Origin of the sequence: Pedobacter sp. FW305-3-2-15-E-R2A2 (genome assembly GCF_038446955.1) — a bacterium.
In the GTDB taxonomy this organism is placed as follows: Bacteria; Bacteroidota; Bacteroidia; order Sphingobacteriales; family Sphingobacteriaceae; genus Pedobacter.
The window spans coordinates 3034435-3053748 of the sequence record NZ_CP151803.1; the positions used below are offsets into that span (position 1 = coordinate 3034435).

At 44.8% G+C, this 19314-nt stretch carries 16 protein-coding genes; 12 read left to right on the plus strand and 4 right to left on the minus strand.

Features of this window, described 5'->3' with window-relative positions:
* The first annotated feature begins 8 nt into the window (after window positions 1-8).
* The 9 genes from AAFF35_RS12265 to AAFF35_RS12305 are packed head-to-tail and all read left to right on the plus strand — an operon-like array spanning window position 9 to window position 8106.
* Complete coding sequence (locus AAFF35_RS12265; RefSeq protein WP_342332798.1) at window positions 9-1388, plus strand: alginate export family protein; 1380 nt, start codon at window positions 9-11, stop codon at window positions 1386-1388.
* An 11-nt stretch (window positions 1389-1399) separates the two neighbouring features.
* Complete coding sequence (locus AAFF35_RS12270; protein WP_342332799.1) at window positions 1400-2107, plus strand: M17 family peptidase N-terminal domain-containing protein; 708 nt, start codon at window positions 1400-1402, stop codon at window positions 2105-2107.
* A 30-nt stretch (window positions 2108-2137) separates the two neighbouring features.
* The gene (locus AAFF35_RS12275) at window positions 2138-4024 is read left to right on the plus strand and encodes an amidohydrolase (protein WP_342332800.1); all 1887 of its coding nucleotides are present in this window, start codon (window positions 2138-2140) and stop codon (window positions 4022-4024) included.
* A 3-nt stretch (window positions 4025-4027) separates the two neighbouring features.
* The gene (locus AAFF35_RS12280; protein WP_342332801.1) at window positions 4028-4459 is read left to right on the plus strand and encodes a DoxX family protein; all 432 of its coding nucleotides are present in this window, start codon (window positions 4028-4030) and stop codon (window positions 4457-4459) included.
* A 25-nt stretch (window positions 4460-4484) separates the two neighbouring features.
* Window positions 4485-4958, plus strand: coding sequence for a DNA starvation/stationary phase protection protein (locus tag AAFF35_RS12285; RefSeq protein ID WP_342332802.1), 474 nt, complete (start codon window positions 4485-4487; stop codon window positions 4956-4958).
* A gap of 10 nt (window positions 4959-4968) precedes the next feature.
* The gene (locus AAFF35_RS12290) at window positions 4969-5649 is read left to right on the plus strand and encodes a YoaK family protein (RefSeq protein ID WP_342332803.1); all 681 of its coding nucleotides are present in this window, start codon (window positions 4969-4971) and stop codon (window positions 5647-5649) included.
* Between the two features lies 1 nt (window position 5650).
* Entirely contained in the window at window positions 5651-6583 is a 933-nt protein-coding gene (locus AAFF35_RS12295; RefSeq protein WP_342332804.1) for a ring-cleaving dioxygenase, read from the plus strand.
* A 35-nt stretch (window positions 6584-6618) separates the two neighbouring features.
* On the plus strand, window positions 6619-7233 hold the full coding sequence (locus AAFF35_RS12300; RefSeq protein ID WP_342332805.1) for a TMEM175 family protein: 615 nt from the start codon (window positions 6619-6621) through the stop codon (window positions 7231-7233).
* Window positions 7234-7284: 51 nt separating this feature from the next.
* Entirely contained in the window at window positions 7285-8106 is an 822-nt protein-coding gene (locus AAFF35_RS12305) for an alpha/beta hydrolase (RefSeq protein ID WP_342332806.1), read from the plus strand.
* Window positions 8107-8234: 128 nt separating this feature from the next.
* Here the strand turns inward: AAFF35_RS12305 and AAFF35_RS12310 are convergent, their stop codons facing one another.
* The 3 genes from AAFF35_RS12310 to AAFF35_RS12320 are packed head-to-tail and all read right to left on the minus strand — an operon-like array spanning window position 8235 to window position 10104.
* Complete coding sequence (locus AAFF35_RS12310; RefSeq protein WP_342332807.1) at window positions 8235-9188, minus strand: DUF5777 family beta-barrel protein; 954 nt, start codon at window positions 9186-9188, stop codon at window positions 8235-8237.
* Window positions 9188-9733: a YceI family protein gene (locus AAFF35_RS12315; RefSeq protein ID WP_342332808.1), complete on the minus strand. Its 546-nt coding sequence runs from the start codon at window positions 9731-9733 to the stop codon at window positions 9188-9190. Before AAFF35_RS12315 ends, AAFF35_RS12310 begins: the two co-directional genes overlap by 1 nt.
* An 11-nt stretch (window positions 9734-9744) precedes the next feature.
* On the minus strand, window positions 9745-10104 hold the full coding sequence (locus tag AAFF35_RS12320; RefSeq protein ID WP_342332809.1) for a cytochrome c: 360 nt from the start codon (window positions 10102-10104) through the stop codon (window positions 9745-9747).
* Window positions 10105-10337: 233 nt separating this feature from the next.
* Here AAFF35_RS12320 and AAFF35_RS12325 point away from each other — a divergent pair, with 233 nt between their 5' ends.
* Together AAFF35_RS12325 and AAFF35_RS12330 are read left to right on the plus strand one after the other, a co-directional pair.
* On the plus strand, window positions 10338-10925 hold the full coding sequence (locus AAFF35_RS12325; protein ID WP_342332810.1) for a sigma-70 family RNA polymerase sigma factor: 588 nt from the start codon (window positions 10338-10340) through the stop codon (window positions 10923-10925).
* On the plus strand, window positions 10909-12051 hold the full coding sequence (locus tag AAFF35_RS12330) for a hypothetical protein (RefSeq protein WP_342332811.1): 1143 nt from the start codon (window positions 10909-10911) through the stop codon (window positions 12049-12051). The genes AAFF35_RS12325 and AAFF35_RS12330 overlap by 17 nt, the downstream gene beginning before the upstream one ends.
* 19 nt (window positions 12052-12070) lie before the next feature.
* Here the strand turns inward: AAFF35_RS12330 and AAFF35_RS12335 are convergent, their stop codons facing one another.
* On the minus strand, window positions 12071-16135 hold the full coding sequence (locus tag AAFF35_RS12335) for a two-component regulator propeller domain-containing protein (protein WP_342332812.1): 4065 nt from the start codon (window positions 16133-16135) through the stop codon (window positions 12071-12073).
* Between the two features lie 196 nt (window positions 16136-16331).
* On the opposite strand from AAFF35_RS12335, the gene AAFF35_RS12340 reads away from it, so the two are divergent.
* A complete protein-coding gene (locus tag AAFF35_RS12340) occupies window positions 16332-19310 on the plus strand; it encodes a TonB-dependent receptor (RefSeq protein ID WP_342332813.1) in 2979 nt (992 codons plus the stop codon).
* Window positions 19311-19314: the final 4 nt, after the last annotated feature.

The following is a 19314-nucleotide window of genomic DNA, read 5'->3' on the forward strand; positions in this document are numbered from 1 at the left end:
AGCTAAAAATGAATATTAATTATCCTCATTTGGCGAAGGTACTGGCCATTTGTATTTGCTGTTCAATGGCAACTGCATATGGCCAGGGCATTAAACTGATGCGCTACGATGAGGATTATAGTCAGCTGAAAGATTCGGTCAGGAATTTCTACAACACTTTGAAGTTCCTGCCGCTTTCGGCGGATAAAAAGGTATACCTCAGTTTTGGGGGGGAGATCAGGGAAGAATTCGGAGGGAAAATCAATGAGGATTGGATCAGAAATCAAGGGTTCAATTCTTCTTTTTTACAACGTTATTCGCTATATGCTGATTTGAATATTGGCGAAAGACTGCGCTTTTTTACACAGGTAAACAGTGCCCTGGAAAATGGCAGTAAATATGGCCCTTCTCCGGTTGATGAAGATCAGCTTGCTGTTCAAAACCTGTTTGCGGAGTACCGGATCCTTAAAGATTCGTCCAATACACTGGTCCTTCGTGTGGGCCGGCAGGAAATCAACTATGGCTCAGGGAGGTTAATTTCAGTTAGAGAGGGGACAACGGTCAGGCAGTATTTTACAGGAGCTAAAGTTGGGTATGCGACACCCCGGTTTTCAATTGATGCCTTTGTTTTGGCCGCTGATGAAGTCAATTTTGGGGTCTTCGATAATCGCCCAAGCCATCAGGCCAATCTTTGGGGTGCCTATTCAAATCTCCATATTCAAAAAGCCGGAAACTTCGATTTTTACTACTTAGGCATCAGACGCGACCAGGCGGAATTTGAGGAGGGCATCGCAAAGGAAGTCAGGCATACTGTAGCTACCCGATATTGGAAAAGTGGTGGCGGTTTTATCTATAATTTAGAGGCTGCCTATCAGTTCGGAAAATTTGGAAAGGGTGATATTGATGCCTGGACACTGGCCATTGAGTTGGGGTATACTTTTGAGAATACCAGATTTAAGCCTTCGATTAACCTGAGAAATGATTACATCTCGGGAGATAAAAAAGCAGGAGACGGGAAACTGCAAACCTTTAATCCTTTATTTCCTAAAGGGGGCTATTTTGGTTTTAATCCGCTTATCGGGCCTTCTAATTTAATGGATTTACATCCTTACTTAACACTTGCCATCACGGATAAATTAACCGCTCAGGCGGATGTTGTTTTCAACTGGAGGTATTCATTAAAGGATGGGATCTATCGCCCGGGCGGAAATTTTAACACCGCAGGTTCCATATCTAACCACCGCTTTATCGGTACTACTTATTTGTTAAGTGCAGATTATCAATTCAATAAACACCTTTCGTTTAGTGCCGGCGGACAATATTTCCGGGTTGGCGATTTCATCAAAGACATCGTTCCGCTTTGGGACAATTCAAAGTTTTTTAATGCTCAGGTATCCTATAAATTTTAAACCATAAGAAAATGAAAAACAACTTCAGAATAGCCATGATTATATTTTCTGTATTCGTTACAGGAACAGCATTTGGACAAGCCAGCACCGCCATCGGGACGGCCAAAGTTTGGGGTACGATGGATGGAATTGCCATCGAAGGCGTCGTTCAGGGACCATCGGCGCAGCTGAGCGATTTGCAGATCGCTTGTGTTTTCGAATATACAGAAGGTGATATTTTTAATACGCCACCGGCACTTCCTCCGGCTTTAAATGGCCTGGTGCACTTAGATCAGGATATGAAAGGCCTGCTGACCGAAATCCGCAAAAGCGGGAAATTTCATGGTCATGCGAACGAAACGATTTTAATTTCCCCACCAAAAGGGACGATAGGTGGTAAAAAACTGCTTTTAATCGGTCTTGGCGACAGGAATAAATTTAGCCCGGATTTGATGACGGGAGTGGGGAGCGTTGCGATGAGAGAAGCGATTAAACTAGGCGTAGACAATTTTTCTTTTGCAAGTGATTTAAAAGATGCAGGAATTGACTCGCCAACGGCACTGGTTGCCGGAAACGTAGTGAGGGGTATTTTTGAAGCTTACCGGACACAAACCTGGTTAAAAGAAAAGAAGATGTCCACTTTTAAGCCGGTCTCAAGAGTAATCCTTCTGGCTGGTCCGGCATTTTTTACCACTGCGGGTGAAGGAATTCAGGAAGCAATCGCTGCCCTGAAAAATTAAGAAATCAAATGGTAGCTAAATAAAGAAAATATGACGACTGCAGATATCATTTTATTCAATGGTAAGATACATACCATTGCAAAACACAAAGAAGAAATAACCGCTGTTGCGATTAAAGACGGGAAATTTATCGCCACCGGTAAAGACACCGACGTGATGAATTTTTCGGGTGCTGCAACAAAATTGGTTGATCTTCAAAAAAGAAGGGTAGTTCCGGGAATTAACGATTCCCACATCCACCTGATCCGTGGAGGATTAAATTTCAACCTGGAATTGCGTTGGGATGGCGTTCCATCACTTGCGGATGCCTTAAGAATGCTTAAAGAGCAGGTTGATATTACTCCATCGCCGCAATGGGTGCGGGTAGTTGGAGGCTGGTCTGAATTTCAGTTTGCGGAAAGAAGAATGCCGACGCTGGAAGAAATAAATGCCATTGCACCGGAAACGCCGGTGTTTATTCTTCATTTGTACGACCGTGCTTTTATGAACCGTGCCGCGCTTAAGGCAGTTGGTTATACCAAAGATACCCCAGCTCCTCCGGGTGGGGAGATCCAAAGGGATTCAAAGGGAGAACCTACGGGATTGATTATCGCGAGTCCAAATGCGATGATTTTATATTCCACACTGGCCAAAGGTCCTAAACTTTCTTACGAACATCAGGTGAATTCTACCCGTCATTTTATGACCGAGCTGAACCGTTTCGGCATCACCAGTGTGATCGATGCCGGTGGCGGTTTTCAAAATTTCCCTGATGATTATAAAGTCGTAAATGAATTGAATGAGCAAAAACAACTGACCGTTAGGATTGCCTACAACTTATTTACACAACGCCCGAAACAGGAATTTGAAGATTTTGACAATTGGACAAATACAGTAGAACTTTACCAGGGGGATGACATGTACCGCCATAACGGGGCAGGGGAAATGCTGGTTTTCTCGGCCGCAGATTTCGAGGATTTTCTTCAGCCAAGACCAGACCTTTCAGACAATATGGAACCTGAACTGGAGCGTGTGGTTCGCTTGCTGGTGGAAAAAAGATGGCCATTCAGACTTCATGCTACCTACAACGAGAGCATCAGCCGTTTTTTAACTGTTTTTGAAAAGGTAAATCAAGACATTCCTTTTGCAGGATTGCCCTGGATTTTTGACCATGCGGAAACGATAGACGAAAGAAATATTGAACGGGTAAAAGCATTGGGTGGCGGGATTGCAGTTCAAAGCAGAATGGCTTACCAGGGCGAATATTTTACAGACCGCTATGGTGTAAAAGCGGCGTTGCAAACACCACCAGTTAAAAAAATGCTCGAGATGGAAGTGCCTGTCGGCGGAGGTTCTGATGCCACAAGGGTAAGCAGTTACAATCCCTGGGTTTCCATGTTTTGGTTAACGGCAGGAAAAACCGTTGGCGGACTGAAAATCTATAATGAAGATACGGTCCTGAGCAGAGAAACGGCTTTAGAACTTTACACCAGAGGCAGTGCCTGGTTTTCCAATGAACAGCAAAAGAAAGGCGATATCGAAGTGGGGATGCTGGCCGATTTAGCGGTACTGAATCAGGATTACTTTGAAGTTTCTGATGAAGAGATCAAAAGCATTGAATCTGATTTAACCGTTGTTGATGGTAAGATTGTGTATGCAAAAGGTGATTTCTCTTCCTTCTCCCCACCAAAAATACCGATTCTGCCGGACTGGTCGCCAACCAATAGTTATAACGGCTACTATTCTCCGATAACCCATCAAACAAATCAACGGGGAAAGACAAATGGTGCTGATTCGGTTTTATCGATGGTCCACGCTTGCGCTGGCAGCTGCGATGTACACCAGCACCATCACGATGCCGTCAGAACCAGTAACCTGCCTGTGAACAATTATACCGCATTCTGGGGTGCATTGGGCTGTTCGTGCTTTGCTTTTTAAACTATGGAAAATATCATCAAATACCTGCTTTATTCTGATTTAGGATCAGAAATTAACAACTGGGCCGTACTCATTTTCAGGGTTTTGCTCATGCTCGAACTCTTCAGGGTGCATGGAATGAAAAAGTTTCGTGTTCAAAACGGAGAAAAGGAGCATGTGCCCAATCCGCTTGGCTTGCCGGATAAACTGAACGGATTGGTGGCTACATTTTCTGATACTGTTGTCCCAATTTTCGTTGCCCTGGGCTTCGGAACAAGAGTTTTCCTCTTGCCATCTATTGGCGTAACGGCAATCGGTTACTTCCTGGTACACCGGAAAGATTCAATTGAGGTTCGGGATGTGCCCTACATGTACACCCTGGCGATGCTCTTTTTATGGGTAATCGGTGCCGGAACTTATTCAATAGACCACTATTTAATCAATACATTTTTTTAATACATCACATCGAAATCACAACATCATGGAAGCAAAAATTGGAATCAGCGCGGAAAACCTCGCAGAGGTGGCACATTCACTCAGCAAAATTCTCGCAGATGAATACGTCTTATATACAAAAACAAGAAAAGCACACTGGAACGTAGAAGGACCAGACTTTTACAACAAACACAAATTCTTTGAAGCGCAATACACGCAATTGGAAGAGGTGGTGGATGAAGTCGCAGAACGCATCCGCAAACTTGGTCATTATGCACCGGCATCACTTAAAGAATTTCTGGCTTTAACACACCTGACCGAAGATGACCGTGGCAAAAATGATGCAACCACCTATATCAAAGCGCTGCTTGCTGATCATGAAAGCATTTTAATTCATTTAAGGGGAAACATCGATAACTATGCTACAGCGTTAAAAGATGCTGGCACAAGCGATTACATCACAGGTTTAATGGAAAAACATGAATCCATGGCCTGGATGTTGAGGGCGCATTTATCTTAATCATCACGATATGGAAACCAGTAAAAACATCAATTTCGTCACCTTGCTGCTGACTGCAATTGCAGGCTTTTGTGATACCATTACCTTCGTGGCGGCAGACCGGATTTTTTCAGCGCATGTCACCGGAAACTTTATCGTATTTGCCTATCAGATGATCAAAGGTGCAGATGCGGATGCCTGGATCAAATTGCTCACTTTCCCGGTGTTCATACTCGCCGTAATTGTGGGCGGATGGATTTCATCCAGATTCAAAAACAACCATTTCCTGCTGTGCTGCGAAGGGATCATCCTGATTCTTGCAGGAGTCCTGGCTTATAGTTCAGCTGGGGCAGGAGCGCAGCTGCTAACCGTTCAGATGTATGTGATCACGATGATGATTGTTTTTGCGATGGGATTCCAGAATGCATTCGGAAAACTCTACGTGAAAGAAACCCATGGACCTACTACGATGATGACGGGTAATGTGACCCAGTTTTCGCTTGACCTGGGTGCTTTGCTGAGCAGCGGCTTTGCAGATCTGAGTTACCTGACAGGTTTGAAAAAAGGCCTGGTTACCCTGGGCGGATTTTTATTGGGCTGTGTTTTGGGTGCTTACGTGGGGAAGGTTTTTGGACTGACAGGCGTTGTCCTGCCGGGAGTGGCAATGGTGATCTGTTATTTTACAACCAGATCAGGGAAAGAAATAAATTAGAATGAATAAAATATTAGGATTGCACCACATCACCGCCATTGCGGGTAGTGCACAGAAAAATCACGAATTTTATACCAGGGTGCTGGGCTTGAGACTCGTGAAGAAAACGGTTAATTTCGATGATCCGGGAACTTATCACCTCTACTATGGCGATGAAAGAGGTTCTGCGGGAACCATACTTACCTTTTTTCCATGGGAAGGAATCGCTCAGGGGAAAAACGGAACCGGTATGGCCACAGAAATTGGCTATGCGGTTAACAGCGGAAGTCTTGCTTTTTGGAAAGACAGGTTTGAAGCATTCCAGGTGAGGCATGAGGAAGCAGAGGAACGCTTTGGAGAAACACTGCTGAAGTTTAAGGATCCTGACGGGCTGGAACTGAGCCTGATCGTTCCGGCAACAGCGGATACCAGAATTCCATGGGAAACGAATGAGGTCAACATTGAAAATGCGACGAAAGGTTTTCACAGCACAACGCTGACCTTAAAAAGCATCGACAAAACGGCTAAAGTGCTGACCGATATTTTCGGCTACAGGCTATTGGCGCAGGAGGGAAACCGGTTCCGTTTCCTAACGGATAGCGTCCCGAATTCAGCGATCATAGATCTTTTGGAAAGTCCTGAGGGGCAGCACGGAATATCAGGCGCAGGAACCAATCACCATGTGGCATTCCGGGTGCCCGACGAAGCAGTTCAGCAGGAATTCAGAGAAAGGATCAGTAGTCAGGGGCTTCAGATCACACCAAAAATAGACCGTGATTATTTCTTTTCTCTTTACTTCCGGGAACCTGGAGGTGTGCTTTTTGAAATTGCAACCGATAATCCGGGTTTCACAGTAGACGAACCGCTGGCAGAGTTGGGAACACATCTGATGTTACCTCAGCAACACGATTACCTGCGGGCTGAACTTGAAAATATCCTGCCAAAATTAGACTGATGAATGAATTGCGAATGGAGAAGACTGAGTTGATAATGGAAAAAGAAACAGCAAGGATAGAAGCGTTCAGTGACGGCGTATTTGCCATCGCCATCACTTTGCTGGTATTGGAATTGCGCGTACCCGAGCTTGCTGAAACAGCAGGTCCCGGAATTTTAGCAGGTAAGCTGCTGGCGCAATGGCCAACATATCTGGCATTTGCCATTTCATTTTTCAGTATCTTTATCATGTGGGTGAACCATCATAAACTGTTCAAACAGATTTACCGGAGAAATACGGGAATCATGTTTGCCAACGGGCTGATTCTTTTTCTGGTATGCTGCGTTTCCTATCCCAGTTCATTGCTGGCAGAGTTTTACGATACCGGATCGCAGCAACTCGTGATCAGCATCTATACCGGAACGTTTGTGCTGGTGAACCTTTCGTATAACCTGTTGTGGTTTTTGGCTTGCCGGGACAGGAAGCTGTTAAGACCGGGACTTACAGAAGCCGCAATTCTGGGAATCAGAAACAATTACCTGTATGGATTGCCAACTTATATCGCTGCTTTTGTCCTTTCCTTTTACTTTCCGGTTTCGGCATTGCTGATCTGCGTTTTGTTATGGATCTATTGGGCCATCTCTTCAAAAAAAGTTGTGCTAAGCAGTTAGTTCGTCAGTAAATCAACAAATCATATTATTAACTACATAAAATCAAAGAAAATGGACAAGATTACAGTAAAAGACGGTACAGAAATTTATTACAAGGATTGGGGTACAGGACAACCGATCGTTTTTCATCATGGCTGGCCTTTGTCAAGCGACGACTGGGACGCACAGATGATGTTTTTCCTGGATAAAGGATTCAGGGTGATCGCACATGACCGCAGGGGACATGGAAGGTCTACTCAAACTGCCAATGGCCATGATATGGATACCTATGCAGCGGATGTTGCAGAACTGACGGCGGCACTGGACCTGAAGGACGCGATCCATGTAGGACACTCCACAGGCGGTGGCGAAGTGATCCGCTATGCGGCCAAATATGGAAAGGGCCGTGTGGCTAAAGTGGTATTGGTGAGTGCCGTGACGCCAATTATGGCACAGACGGAAAGCAATCCTGAAGGTGTTCCATTGGCTGTATTCGACGAAATCCGTCAGGGAACGGCCACCCAAAGACCTCAGTATTTCAAAGATTTTACCACTGCATTTTATGGTTATAACCGCGAAGGCGCAAAGGTATCTGAAGGCATCAAGGAAAATTGGTGGCGTCAGGGCATGATGGGCGGAATAAAAGCACATTATGATTGCATCAAAGCTTTCTCTGAAACAGATTTCACAGAAGACCTTAAAAGCGTAGATGTTCCGGTATTGGTGATGCACGGTGAGGACGATCAGATCGTTCCAATCGCGCTTACCGGAGCAAAAGCAGTGAAACTCGTAAAAGATGGAAAACTGATTACTTATCCTGGTTTTCCTCATGGAATGCCAACTACAGAAGCGGCAACCATCAACGCAGACCTTTTGGCTTTTATTCAGGCTTAAAGAAAAAGCATGTTATTGGTAAAGACCGGCCTGCAATCCTCTTGCAGGCCGGTCTTTTTTTTGGGCTAATTTTTACCAATTGATGAAAGTGCATGCTGATCAATTGACGTGATCATTGACCTCAAAATTTAGTGTGCAAAAGAGAACCTTCTGGAAATACTGAATCCCCAGCGGTACTGCCCTTTGAGCCAGGAACTCGTGGTTTGTGGAATGTACTGCATCTCCTGAATGCCGGTGGCATTCGTGAAGTTCAGGTGGAATACGTGTCCACCCGTCTCCATTTCCAGCCCTACACCCAGGGGGTTGTAAAATTTGGTAGCCGTAACCTGTTCCAGATAAGCTTTGTCCGACTTATCCCGGAATGGCAAAAAGTAATCTACGACCAGTGCCATCCGGCGGGTAAATTTAAACCTTCCACCAACACCAACTGCAAACATGTCGTTCTGATCACGGAAGGCGGTGAAATTCCGGTGCACGTAACTTGGCGTAAGCGTAAAGGAGAGATTGGAACTGAATTTCCTGGCCAGGATGATTTGTGCCACCCAATTCTGCCGGTCTTTAAAGCCATCGTAAGCGATGGGTGAGGAGGGATCATCCTTGTTCGCGGTCACTGCTGCAATGGTATTGCTGCCAAACAGGGTCACTGCAAATGGAATGCGGTCATCAGTGGTTTGCTGAAGCAAGCGATATTTCAAACTCCCTTCATACAGCTGTTGTACCGCCGTTGCGCCTTTTGCTCTGGCTAGTCCTATGGTCAGGTTATCGGTTAGCCCGTATTCAAATCCAATCCGGACATCCGTTGAATTGTCCAGGCCGAAAAACTTCCGGATTCCGCCATTACTGCCGGCGATATCGCCAAAACGGTGGTCTACTTTAAAATCCAGTTCATTCTTGTAAAGGGTTTCGTTGGTATGCCCGTTGATGAGCTTGGTCGATTTGAAAGTCGCGCTTACTTTCTCTTTACCAGCGGCCGGAGCTGCCAGTTCCTTTTCGAGCTCTTCCTGTGCAAATGCGGTCTGCCCGGTTAACAACAGCAGGGCAGAAAAAGCGAGTAACCGGGATTTAGATGTTTTTATCTTCATTATTTTTTAGGTAAAAAGGTGGCCTGAATACGGACTTCAACGTATTCAGCAATGTTTTTAAATACAAGGGTTGGGATCTCAATCCCATGGTCGGCAATCCGGACTTTAAAGACCGCGTTGGCATTTAGTGTTCCCTTGCTGACCACCAGATCGGCCTGGGTTTTGTAAGCTTTGCTGATCCCGTGAATGTTCAGGTTACCTTCAATGTTGACTTTGTAGGTTCCATCAGCAGTCATATTGACCGGCGCTTTAATGCTTCCCTTAAATTCAGAAACCGGATACTTGTCGGACTCCATGTAGTTCTCATTGAAATGCTCCTGCATCAGTTTCTTTTTAAACTGAAAAGAGGTATTCTTAACTTTGAAAATGATGTTGCCGGATTTGGTGTCAATTACAGAGCTTCCGACAGCACTTTTTCCTTCGATATCTTCCATCACCGTGCTGGAGAAAAAAGAGACTTTTGCGTTGTTACAGATCAGAATTTGCTGCGCATTTACCGAACAGCTGAAGAGGATGAATAGGATAAAAAGACAGGTGTTTTTCATGATAGTTCAGTTTATTCAGGCATGTTTTTATCGAACCATTCTTGTAAAGATTTCAGCTCTGCCGCAGACAGCGTTCCTCCCATAGGCATGGATTTATTGACCAATACCGCCTGGCGGATCCTGCTCTGGTTGGTCGTAACCGAAGCCAGGCCATTGAAAGTCCATACGGCTGCCGCGCCTCTTCCTGCACTGTGACATCCGCCACATTTGGTTTGAAAGAGTGCCTGGGCGAAATTGGTATAGGTCACTGCTGTTCCCGGTGTTTCGGGATTAGGGGGTGTTGGTGCCATTTCTGCAGCTTGTCTTTTAGAACAGCTGAGCAATAGCAGGTACATTACGGTCAGGGTCAGGTAGACCATACGATGCTTCATAGGGGGTAGTTTAAGGTGAAAAATGTGTTTAATTATAAGTGATACGCGGAGCCCGGATTAATGGTTGCTTGGGGGTTTGAAATATACTTTGGAAAATAAAATAATAATCTGTGTATCAGTTTGATAGATGACGAAAAATATATTTTTCATACCTTGCGCAACCTTTTATCGGTTTGCATCGTATGAGGAAGTAGAAAATGGTCAGGTTAAAAAAGGTAATTACATTTATTTAGGTGCAGGAAATTATTAAAGGGTGTATTCGGAAAGACAGATCCAGTCAGTATCTGCTCTATAAAGAACTCTATAGCTACTGCATGGGCATTTGTAAACGTTACGCGGTAAATGATGCCGATGCAGCAGAGGTGCTGAACAATGCCTTCCTCAAAGCATTTAACCACATTGAAAAGTATGATCCCAGTAAACCTTTTAAAGCATGGATGGCAAAGATTACAGCCAATACAGCAATCGATCACTATCGCATGAAACTCCGGTTTTCGGATCATGATGACATTAGCGAGCATGGACATATTGGCCAGGGAGCAGCAGTTTACGACCAGTTGGCCTATGACGACCTTTTAAGCCTGATTCAAACCCTTTCTCCTGCTTACCGTATTGTCTTTAATTTGTATGCGATAGATGGGTATTCACATGAAGAAATTGCCGAAATTTTAAACATATCCACCGGAACATCGAAATCAAACTTATTCAGAGCAAGGCAGAAATTGCAGGAAATGCTAACCGCAAACGATCAGGCCAAAACAGGATTAAAAGTGATAATAGCAAAAGATAACCACATCAGCATAAATGAAAGACGAGCATAATATAGACCAGTTGTTTAAAGCTGGACTAGGTGATCCAGAAATTCCATTTAATGAATTGGATTGGGAGAAGATGTCCAAAAAGCTTGATGCCCACGAGAAGAGACGCATTTTGTCGGTTTGGTGGTTTGTTGGCGCAGGTATTGCCGCTACAGTCCTGATCTTCCTGTTTACCATTCTGCTGGAAGAGGAACCTGTAAATAAAAATTTGCTGAAAGCCAAAGTCGGGAAGCCAGACAAGGAAACGGTAGAAAGACGGGGTCAGGTGGAAGAGCTGGTCGAGAAGAAGAGGAGCCTGGCCTTGGTGGAGCATACAAATAAAAAGGAGCATAGAAATCAAAATGTAAGCGGACCGAAGTCCGGAAATCAAAGAGGGGAGCCTGGAGCATCAAAAATTCAACTGGTGTCAACGAATCCCTTGCCGGAAAAAATTCTTGCTTCCAATTTTTCGTTGAGCACATCTCATGGGGATACGGCACAATTTATTCCGATGAAAGGATCGGAAGCATACCCTGCAGCTAAAGTGCCCGGATTTGCGACTGTGAAGCGTTCCGGTTTGTCCCTAAGTATCATGGCAGCCCCGGACATCTCCGGCACAGGTGCTAACGTGTCCTCAAAGGTCAGCACGAACATCGGACTGATGGTAACTTATCCGCTCAGCAGGAAGCTCAGTGTAAGCACCGGAATCATTTACGCGAAAAAGCTGTACAACTCAGCTGGTCCTGCTGCAATCAATAACGGATATGGGAATCAATCCTGGGAGGTGAATGCAGATTGCCGGGTATTGGATATTCCTTTGAATGTCAACTATCAGGTGTTCAAGAGAAAAAAACTTGCGATAAGTGTGAATACGGGATTGTCCAGTTACCTGATGTTAAATGAGCGCTATGATTTAACGAGTGGTCCTGAACGCAGTGCTTCAAGGGTCGAGGTGAGCAATCAAAATCAGCACCTTTTTGGCCTGGCGAACTTATCGGTAAGTGTGGAACGAAAGATAAATTCATCATTGAGCATCGGAGTACAGCCATTTGTCAAATTGCCACTTACCGGAATAGGAAATTATGATATACGCCTCAACTCTACGGGTGTTTCTGTATTTATGAGCTTTAGCAAACTGACGAATAAATAAATGATGTGCAGCAGTTCGGTCAGGTGTTCCGCTCTTGCAGATACTGACTTGGCGTCTTTCCAAATTCCTTCTTAAATGCTTTGCTGAAATAGGATTGGGTTTGAATCCCAACCCGGTACATCACTTCCGTTAACAACACATCTTCCCGGGTCATAATTTCGACTGCTTTCCGGAGTCTGATGGAGCGTATAAATTCTCCGATCGACTGCCCCGTAATGGTTTTGATCTTTTGGTATAACTTAGTCCGGCTCATTCCAATCTCTGAACACAGAAATTCTATATCCATTTCCGGATTGATCAGGTGGTCATTGACAATGCTCAACAGTTTTTCCATAAACTCCCGGTCTTTAGTAGAATGCACGAGGTCAATGAGTTCAGTCTGGTGATCTTTGGAATAATGATCCTTTAATTTCTGGCGCTGTTCAAAGATATTTTTGATGTTGATCTGCAATAAGCTGATGTTGATCGGTTTACTGAAATACAGATCCGCACCGGATGCTGCACCTTCTATTTCTGCCTCTATGCTATTCTTGGCAGTCAGCATCAGAAATGGAATATGACTCGTTTCCAGGTCTTCCTTCAGCGCTTTACAGAGCTCGGTGCCCGTCATTCCAGGCATCATCACATCACTGATCACCAGGTCTGGAAACTCTTCTTTTGCTTTCAGCAATCCTGCATAGCCATCTGCCGCTTCAGAAATATGATAGCTTGCGCTCAGCGTATCTTTCAGAAAGGACCGCAATTCTTCATTATCGTCGACAATCAAAATGTGTTTACTGAGGGTTGGAATCTCCGGAACGGAGACCGGTGCGACAGGCAACGCGAAATCAGATTTATAGCTGATGCTTTCCAAACGGGTTCCCCCTTGTTCATTGCTTTGTCCCCAGAGCTCTTCGGGTTTAAAAGCCTCCTTATCACAAGGCAGGCCGATGATGATCTCGGTACCCTGATGCCTTTCACTGGATACATGAATGAGCCCCTTGTGCAGCATGGTCAGGCTCTTCACAAATGCAAGGCCTACACCTGATCCGAGATGGGTCTCGGTGATGCGGTAATAGCGCTCAAATAAGTGGCTTATAGATTCTTTAGAGATGCCAATGCCATTGTCTGCTACGCGGATATAAACGTACCTTTTCCCCTGGTAATTGCTCTTGATGTGCAATTGGTTTTCAAATAATGGCTGGTAATTGTCCAGGTTGTCCAGGATCTCCAGCACAACTTCACCGCCCTGTTTGGTATATTTCAGGGAATTATTGATCAGGTTTAAAATGATTTTTTCAATTACATTTCTATCGAACCAGGTATCGGCCGGTTGTACTGTATTTTTAACGATGAAATTAATGTGTTTCTCTTCTGCCATCTCTGCAAACTCTTCCGCCACTTCGTCAATAAAGAGGTTGATGTTGCCCTGGATAACTTTCAGTTGCAGCGCACCGGATTCAATTTTTCTAAAGTCCATCAACTCATTGATCAGGCTGAGCAGGCGGTTCGCATTGCGGTGAATGGTTTTGTAATAACTCAGAAAAGCCGCTTTTGAATCTTCTTTCAACAACCGGTCTATTGGTCCGAGGATCAAAGACAAGGGTGTTCTGAATTCGTGAGAAATATTGGTAAAGAACTGCAACTGGATCTGGTGCATTTCTTCCCGTTGCTGCTCCTCCAGCGCCCGCAATTCCATGCGTCTTTTGAAACTGAGCAAGGCATAGGCGATCCCGGTCAGCAGGACCGCAATGATTAATCTGAACCACCAGGTGGCCCAGAAAGGAGGGGAGATGTGGATGCGCACCGCAGTGCCGGCTGCATTCCAGTTGTTGTCATTATTGGAAGCCTTTACCCGGAATACATAGTCACCAGGATCCAGATTCGTATAAAAAGCTTTTTTAGTATTTCCGGCGTAATTCCAGTCTTTGTCGAAACCTTCCAGCTTGTAGGCGTATTTGTTATTTTCCGGTGCCGTATAATTTAATCCGGCAAAACTAAAGGAGAAGGTCGACTGCTGATAAGAAAGCGCAATATCATTGCTGAAGCTGATGTCTTTATCCAATGGAGAATCTTTAACGCCGGGCAGCATTCTGTTGTTGAAAATCTGAAATTCAGTGATGTAAACAGGAGGAATGAACCGGTTGGTTTTGATCTCGTCAGGGTAAAAGGAATTGAATCCGTTTACCCCACCAAAAAACATTTCTCCTTTTCTGGTTTTTAAAAAGGCATTTGCTTCAAACTCCAGGCCCTGGAGGCCATCGGCTTTATTATAGGAACTGGCTCTTAATGTTTCCGGATTAAACCTGGTCAATCCCCTGGAGGTCGAAATCCAAAAGTTACCCCGGTCATCCTCTGTGATACCTTTGATAAAATCGGTAGACAATCCGGCTCTTGTAGTATACATAGAAAAGCTGTTTTTGGCTGGATTAAAGAGGTACAATCCCGACTGACCGATCCACAATCTTTTTTTGCTGTCTATAAAAATGACGCGCAGGTCTGGTCTTTTCTCTTCATTTAAAAAGTAATGCGTAAACCGCTTTGTATTCAGGTTATAACAGTTCAGCCCGCCATCGTCTGTGCCAATCCAAAGGTTCTGATGTTGATCTTCATTGATGGAGATGATGTTTTTGCCACTGATTTGTGTATTTCCGGCGCCCTGTATCAGGCGACTGAATTTTTTACTGCCCCTGTCCATCAGATTCAAACCGCCATAATAGGTGCCTACCCATAAATTTCCCTTGCTGTCTTCAAATGTTTTCTGTACATAATTGGAGGAGATGGAGGAGGGATCTGCCGGGTTGTTCAAAAAGCGGCGGAAGGTTCCGGATTGCCGGTCCATCAGGTTCAAACCACCAGCCCAGGTGCCAATCCAGAGCTGTTTGAAGCGGTCTTCGGTAATGTTCAGGACCGCGTTCGAGCCCAGGCTCTCTTGCCGAAAGGGATCAAATTTATAATGTGTAAAACGCTGACTGGCCTTATGGTAAAAATTCAAACCACCGCCATCAGTTCCTATCCAGAGGTTTTCATCCTGATCTTCATAGAAGGCTTTCACGTCGTTATAACTCAGGCTGTTTTTATTCAATTCCTGCTGTACGAGCCTGAACCTTTCCGAACCGGGGGTATACAGATTGATCCCGCCACGATGGGTGCCTACCCATAAATTGTCCTGCTTGTCCTGAAATAAGGCAGAAACTGTCCTTTGAGAAAGACTGGAAGCATTACCGGGTTCATTTTGGTAATTTTTAAAGGTGTTAGTCTGAGGATTGAAACGATCCAGACCACCGTTTACACTTCCTATCCAGAGGTTGTTCTTTTGATCTACGATGATCGCCCGTACGAGGTCACTGCCCAGGCTGTTGCTGTTCTTCAGCTCATGTCTGTAAATTTTGATGCTGTGATTGGAAGGTTGGTAGGCAATCATCCCCTGTTCTTCGGTACCCAGCCACAAGGTCCCATCAGCGGATTCCGCGATGACCCTCAGGGTATAATTGGAAAGACCCGGTATTTTCATAAACGCGGAACTCTTTTTGTCGAACTTATAAAGCCCGCTGTCTGTCGCAATCCATAAGTTTCCTTTCCGGTCGGTATGAAGGTCGTTGGTATGGTGTTTGAAATGGCGAAAGGTAGTTGTTTTGTCATTCCGAAGCTCCAGAAGACCCCCGGAAGTAGCAATCCAAAGCCCGGTGGCATGTTCCTCAATGGCGGTGACATTATTACTACCTGAAGACTTTCCGGCGGCAGCCGAACCTGTTTTGTAACGCCTGAAGCTGTTCGTTTCCGGATCAAACCGGTTCAATCCATTGGAAGTACCGATCCAAAGTTTTTTATTTTTATCCTCATAGATGTGCCGGATAAAGTTATCAGATAAACTCGCAGGATCCCTGCTGCTTTTGAAAACAGTGATCTGTTCTCCGTCGTACTTGTTTAACCCATCGCGTGTCCCAAACCAGAGGAAACCCCGGTGGTCCTGAAAGATGCATTCAATGGTACTGTTGGAAAGTCCGGCATCAATCCCGATGTGCTTAAATTTTGGATTTTGCGCAAAGGTGATCTGACAGCTGATCAATAAGAAGAACAGTACATTTTTAACGAATGAACTCATTTGGTATAGCTACAGGTACTCGGTTTATATTTTGTTAAAGGTAATAGAAATTGTGACTTAAATTGCCGTATAGCCTGCTTTTTACACGTTGCACCGCTGAAAATTGTCAAATAGAACAAAAAGAAAACACGATAGCACAAACGTACAACCGGAATAACCGTTTCATTTGTATCAGTAAATACTAACCAAATACTGTATGCGAATTTTTACTTTTATTGTCAAGCTCAACTTATTGTTGTTGCTTTTTCTTTCCACCACAGCAACGCTCTATGCACAACAAACGGTGACCGTTACAGGGGCGGTGAAGTCCGCTTTTGATCAGCTGGGGATTCCCGGTGTCAGTGTATTGCTGAAGGGCAGTGCCATTGGTACAGTAACCAACACAGACGGAAGTTTTTCGCTCAAAGTTCCCGGGGGATCAGGGGTTTTGATTTTTACTTTTATAGGTTACAAAACTGAAGAAGTGGCCATTCCCCAATCCCGGGTCTTAAATGTCATGCTGAACGAAGATGCGGCTAAATTGAATGAAGTTGTAGTGGTCGGTTACGGAACCACCAGAAAGCAGGACCTGACTGGGTCTGTTGCCGTGGTGACCGCAAAGGATTTTCAGAAAGGGAGTATCACTACTCCGGAGCAAATGCTTTCGGGTAAAGTATCGGGTGTGGCCATTACTTCCAACAGCGGTCAGCCTGGGAGCGGAAGCACCATTCGCATCAGGGGCGGATCATCCCTCAGCGCGAGTAATGATCCTTTGATCGTGATCGATGGGGTGCTGCTGGAAAACAGCGTAATTGGAGGCGCTTCCAATCCTTTAAGTTTTATCAATCCAAATGACATCGAGTCTTTTACCGTTTTAAAAGATGCTTCAGCCGCCGCGATTTATGGAGCAAGAGCTTCTAACGGCGTGCTCATCATCACCACTAAAAAAGGTTTGGCAGGTGAATTGAAAATAGGGTTCAACTCGGTCAATTCCATTACTAAACTGGGCAAACAGGTAGATGTGCTCAGCGCAGACCAGCTCCGGGAAATCGTCAATAAAAATGGCAGTGCTGCTCAAAAAGAACAGCTGGGCCAGTTCAATACCAATTGGCAGGATTTGATTTATCAGGATGGTTTTGCCTCAGACAATAACCTGAGCATTAGCGGAGGGATCAAAAACTTACCTTACCGCCTGTCGCTGGGCTACCAAAATCAAAGCGGGGTACTCAGGACCGATAAACTGGAAAAAACTTCCGCCGCTGTTGTATTCAATCCTACTTTTTTTGATAAACACCTGAAACTGGACATCAACCTGAAAGGCAGTGTACAACAGGCGAGGTTTGCCAATCAGGCGGCCATTGGTGCTGCCGTGAGTTTTGATCCTACCCAGGCGGTCTATACCAACAGACCGGATTTTAACGGCTACTGGGAATGGCTCGATTCCAGTACCCCAAGCGGACTGGTCAATCTGGTGGGTAGAAACCCGCTCGGTCTTTTGCAACAACGTGAAGACCGTTCGAATCCTTACCGCAGTATCGGGAATGTGCAACTGGATTATAAATTTCATTTTCTGCCGGAGTTGCGGGCCAACCTGAATATGGGCTATGATGTGGCAACGGGAAAAGGAACGGTGTTTGTGAATCAGAATGCAGCGGAACAGATCAACAGAATGGGGATCAACAACAGGTATAAACAAAACCGGGCAAATACGCTGGTAGATTTCTACCTGAATTATGTGAAAGAGTTCGCTTCTATAAAAAGCAGGGTAGATGCTACCGCTGGTTATTCTTACAATGACTACCAGACCAAATTTTACAACTTCGCTGATTTTGATGCCAATGGAAATAAGATCGCAAACAGCGATCCTGACTTTCCTTTCAATACGCCACAGAACAGGCTGATTTCTTATTTTGCGAGGTTAAACTATAATTATGATGAACGTTTCCTGTTGACGGCCACCCTAAGACGTGATGGTTCGTCTCGTTTCGGACCAAGCTATAAATATGGCTATTTTCCTTCCGTAGCCCTGGCCTGGACCTTAAAGAACGAATCCTTCTTAAAGGACAACAAACTGATCTCTGCACTGAAATTGCGCATGAGCTATGGCATCACCGGTCAGCAGGAAGGCATTGGCAATTACGGTTATTTGTCTACCTATGGCTTGAGTACACCTAACGCTTCTTATCAGTTTGGAGATACCTTTTATCAGATGTACCGGCCTACGGCTTACATTCCGGACATCAAATGGGAAGAAACGGCAACGACCAATATCGGCCTGGATGCCGGAATCCTGAACAACAGAATTACAGGTAGCCTGGAGCTTTACCGCAGAAAAACCAGCGACCTCCTTAACCAGATTCCTCAGCCGGCAGGAACCAATTTCAGCGCAACAGCGATCATCAATGTAGGCGATATGCTGAATGAAGGGGTAGAGCTGAGCTTAAACTTTGTTCCGATACAACGTCCGGATTTTGAATGGAATTTCAGCTTAAATGCGACCTACAATAAAAATACGATTACCAATCTGACGGTAATTCCAAATGATCCGAATTATAAAGGATTTCCTTCAGGTACCATTGCCGGAGGGGTGAGCGGACAGTACGCTTTCATCAATGCCGTAGGCGCTCCAAAAAGTACTTTCAACTTATTGCAGCAGGTGTATGATCCCTCGGGCAAACCGATCGAAGGCATTTATGTAGATCAGAACGGGGATGGCTTAATCACTGAAAATGACCTGACCAAAGGCAAGTCTGCGGATCCTAAATTATTCCTTGGTTTCAGCAACAACATGACTTATAAAAAATGGAACCTAAGTTTTACGATGCGTGCCAATCTGGGCAATTACCTGTACAACAATTCCTTTAGTCAGCGGGGAAACCTGACTCAGGTGCTGGGAACCGCCATTTTGCTCAATGCCTCTCCCAATTACCTGGTCACGAATTTCAAAGGCCAGCAATTGTTGAGCGATTATTATGTAGAGAACGCTTCCTTCCTGAGAATGGACAACGTCAACCTGGGCTATAAGTTTGGGACGATCCTGAAAAATAAAGCCAGTCTGCAACTCAATGCAAGCGTACAGAACGTGTTTGTGATCACTAAATATAAAGGACTTGATCCTGAGGTTCCCTCAGGTGTAGACAATAACCTTTACCCAAGACCACGTGTATTTTCATTGGGCTTAAACCTTAATTATTAAAACG

Bases quoted from the DNA above. Each gene is read 5' to 3' on its own strand.
- AAFF35_RS12290 (WP_342332803.1), top strand. From the start codon at position 4,969: ATGGAAACCAGTAAAAACATCAATTTCGTCACCTTGCTGCTGACTGCA.
- AAFF35_RS12330 (WP_342332811.1), top strand. From the start codon at position 10,909: ATGAAAGACGAGCATAATATAGACCAGTTGTTTAAAGCTGGACTAGGT.
- AAFF35_RS12275 (WP_342332800.1), top strand. From the start codon at position 2,138: ATGACGACTGCAGATATCATTTTATTCAATGGTAAGATACATACCATT.
- AAFF35_RS12305 (WP_342332806.1), top strand. From the start codon at position 7,285: ATGGACAAGATTACAGTAAAAGACGGTACAGAAATTTATTACAAGGAT.
- AAFF35_RS12270 (WP_342332799.1), top strand. From the start codon at position 1,400: ATGAAAAACAACTTCAGAATAGCCATGATTATATTTTCTGTATTCGTT.
- AAFF35_RS12335 (WP_342332812.1), bottom strand. From the start codon at position 16,135: ATGAGTTCATTCGTTAAAAATGTACTGTTCTTCTTATTGATCAGCTGT.
- AAFF35_RS12320 (WP_342332809.1), bottom strand. From the start codon at position 10,104: ATGAAGCATCGTATGGTCTACCTGACCCTGACCGTAATGTACCTGCTA.
- AAFF35_RS12295 (WP_342332804.1), top strand. From the start codon at position 5,651: ATGAATAAAATATTAGGATTGCACCACATCACCGCCATTGCGGGTAGT.
- AAFF35_RS12340 (WP_342332813.1), top strand. From the start codon at position 16,332: ATGCGAATTTTTACTTTTATTGTCAAGCTCAACTTATTGTTGTTGCTT.
- AAFF35_RS12285 (WP_342332802.1), top strand. From the start codon at position 4,485: ATGGAAGCAAAAATTGGAATCAGCGCGGAAAACCTCGCAGAGGTGGCA.
- AAFF35_RS12315 (WP_342332808.1), bottom strand. From the start codon at position 9,733: ATGAAAAACACCTGTCTTTTTATCCTATTCATCCTCTTCAGCTGTTCG.
- AAFF35_RS12300 (WP_342332805.1), top strand. From the start codon at position 6,619: ATGGAAAAAGAAACAGCAAGGATAGAAGCGTTCAGTGACGGCGTATTT.
- AAFF35_RS12265 (WP_342332798.1), top strand. From the start codon at position 9: ATGAATATTAATTATCCTCATTTGGCGAAGGTACTGGCCATTTGTATT.
- AAFF35_RS12310 (WP_342332807.1), bottom strand. From the start codon at position 9,188: ATGAAGATAAAAACATCTAAATCCCGGTTACTCGCTTTTTCTGCCCTG.
- AAFF35_RS12280 (WP_342332801.1), top strand. From the start codon at position 4,028: ATGGAAAATATCATCAAATACCTGCTTTATTCTGATTTAGGATCAGAA.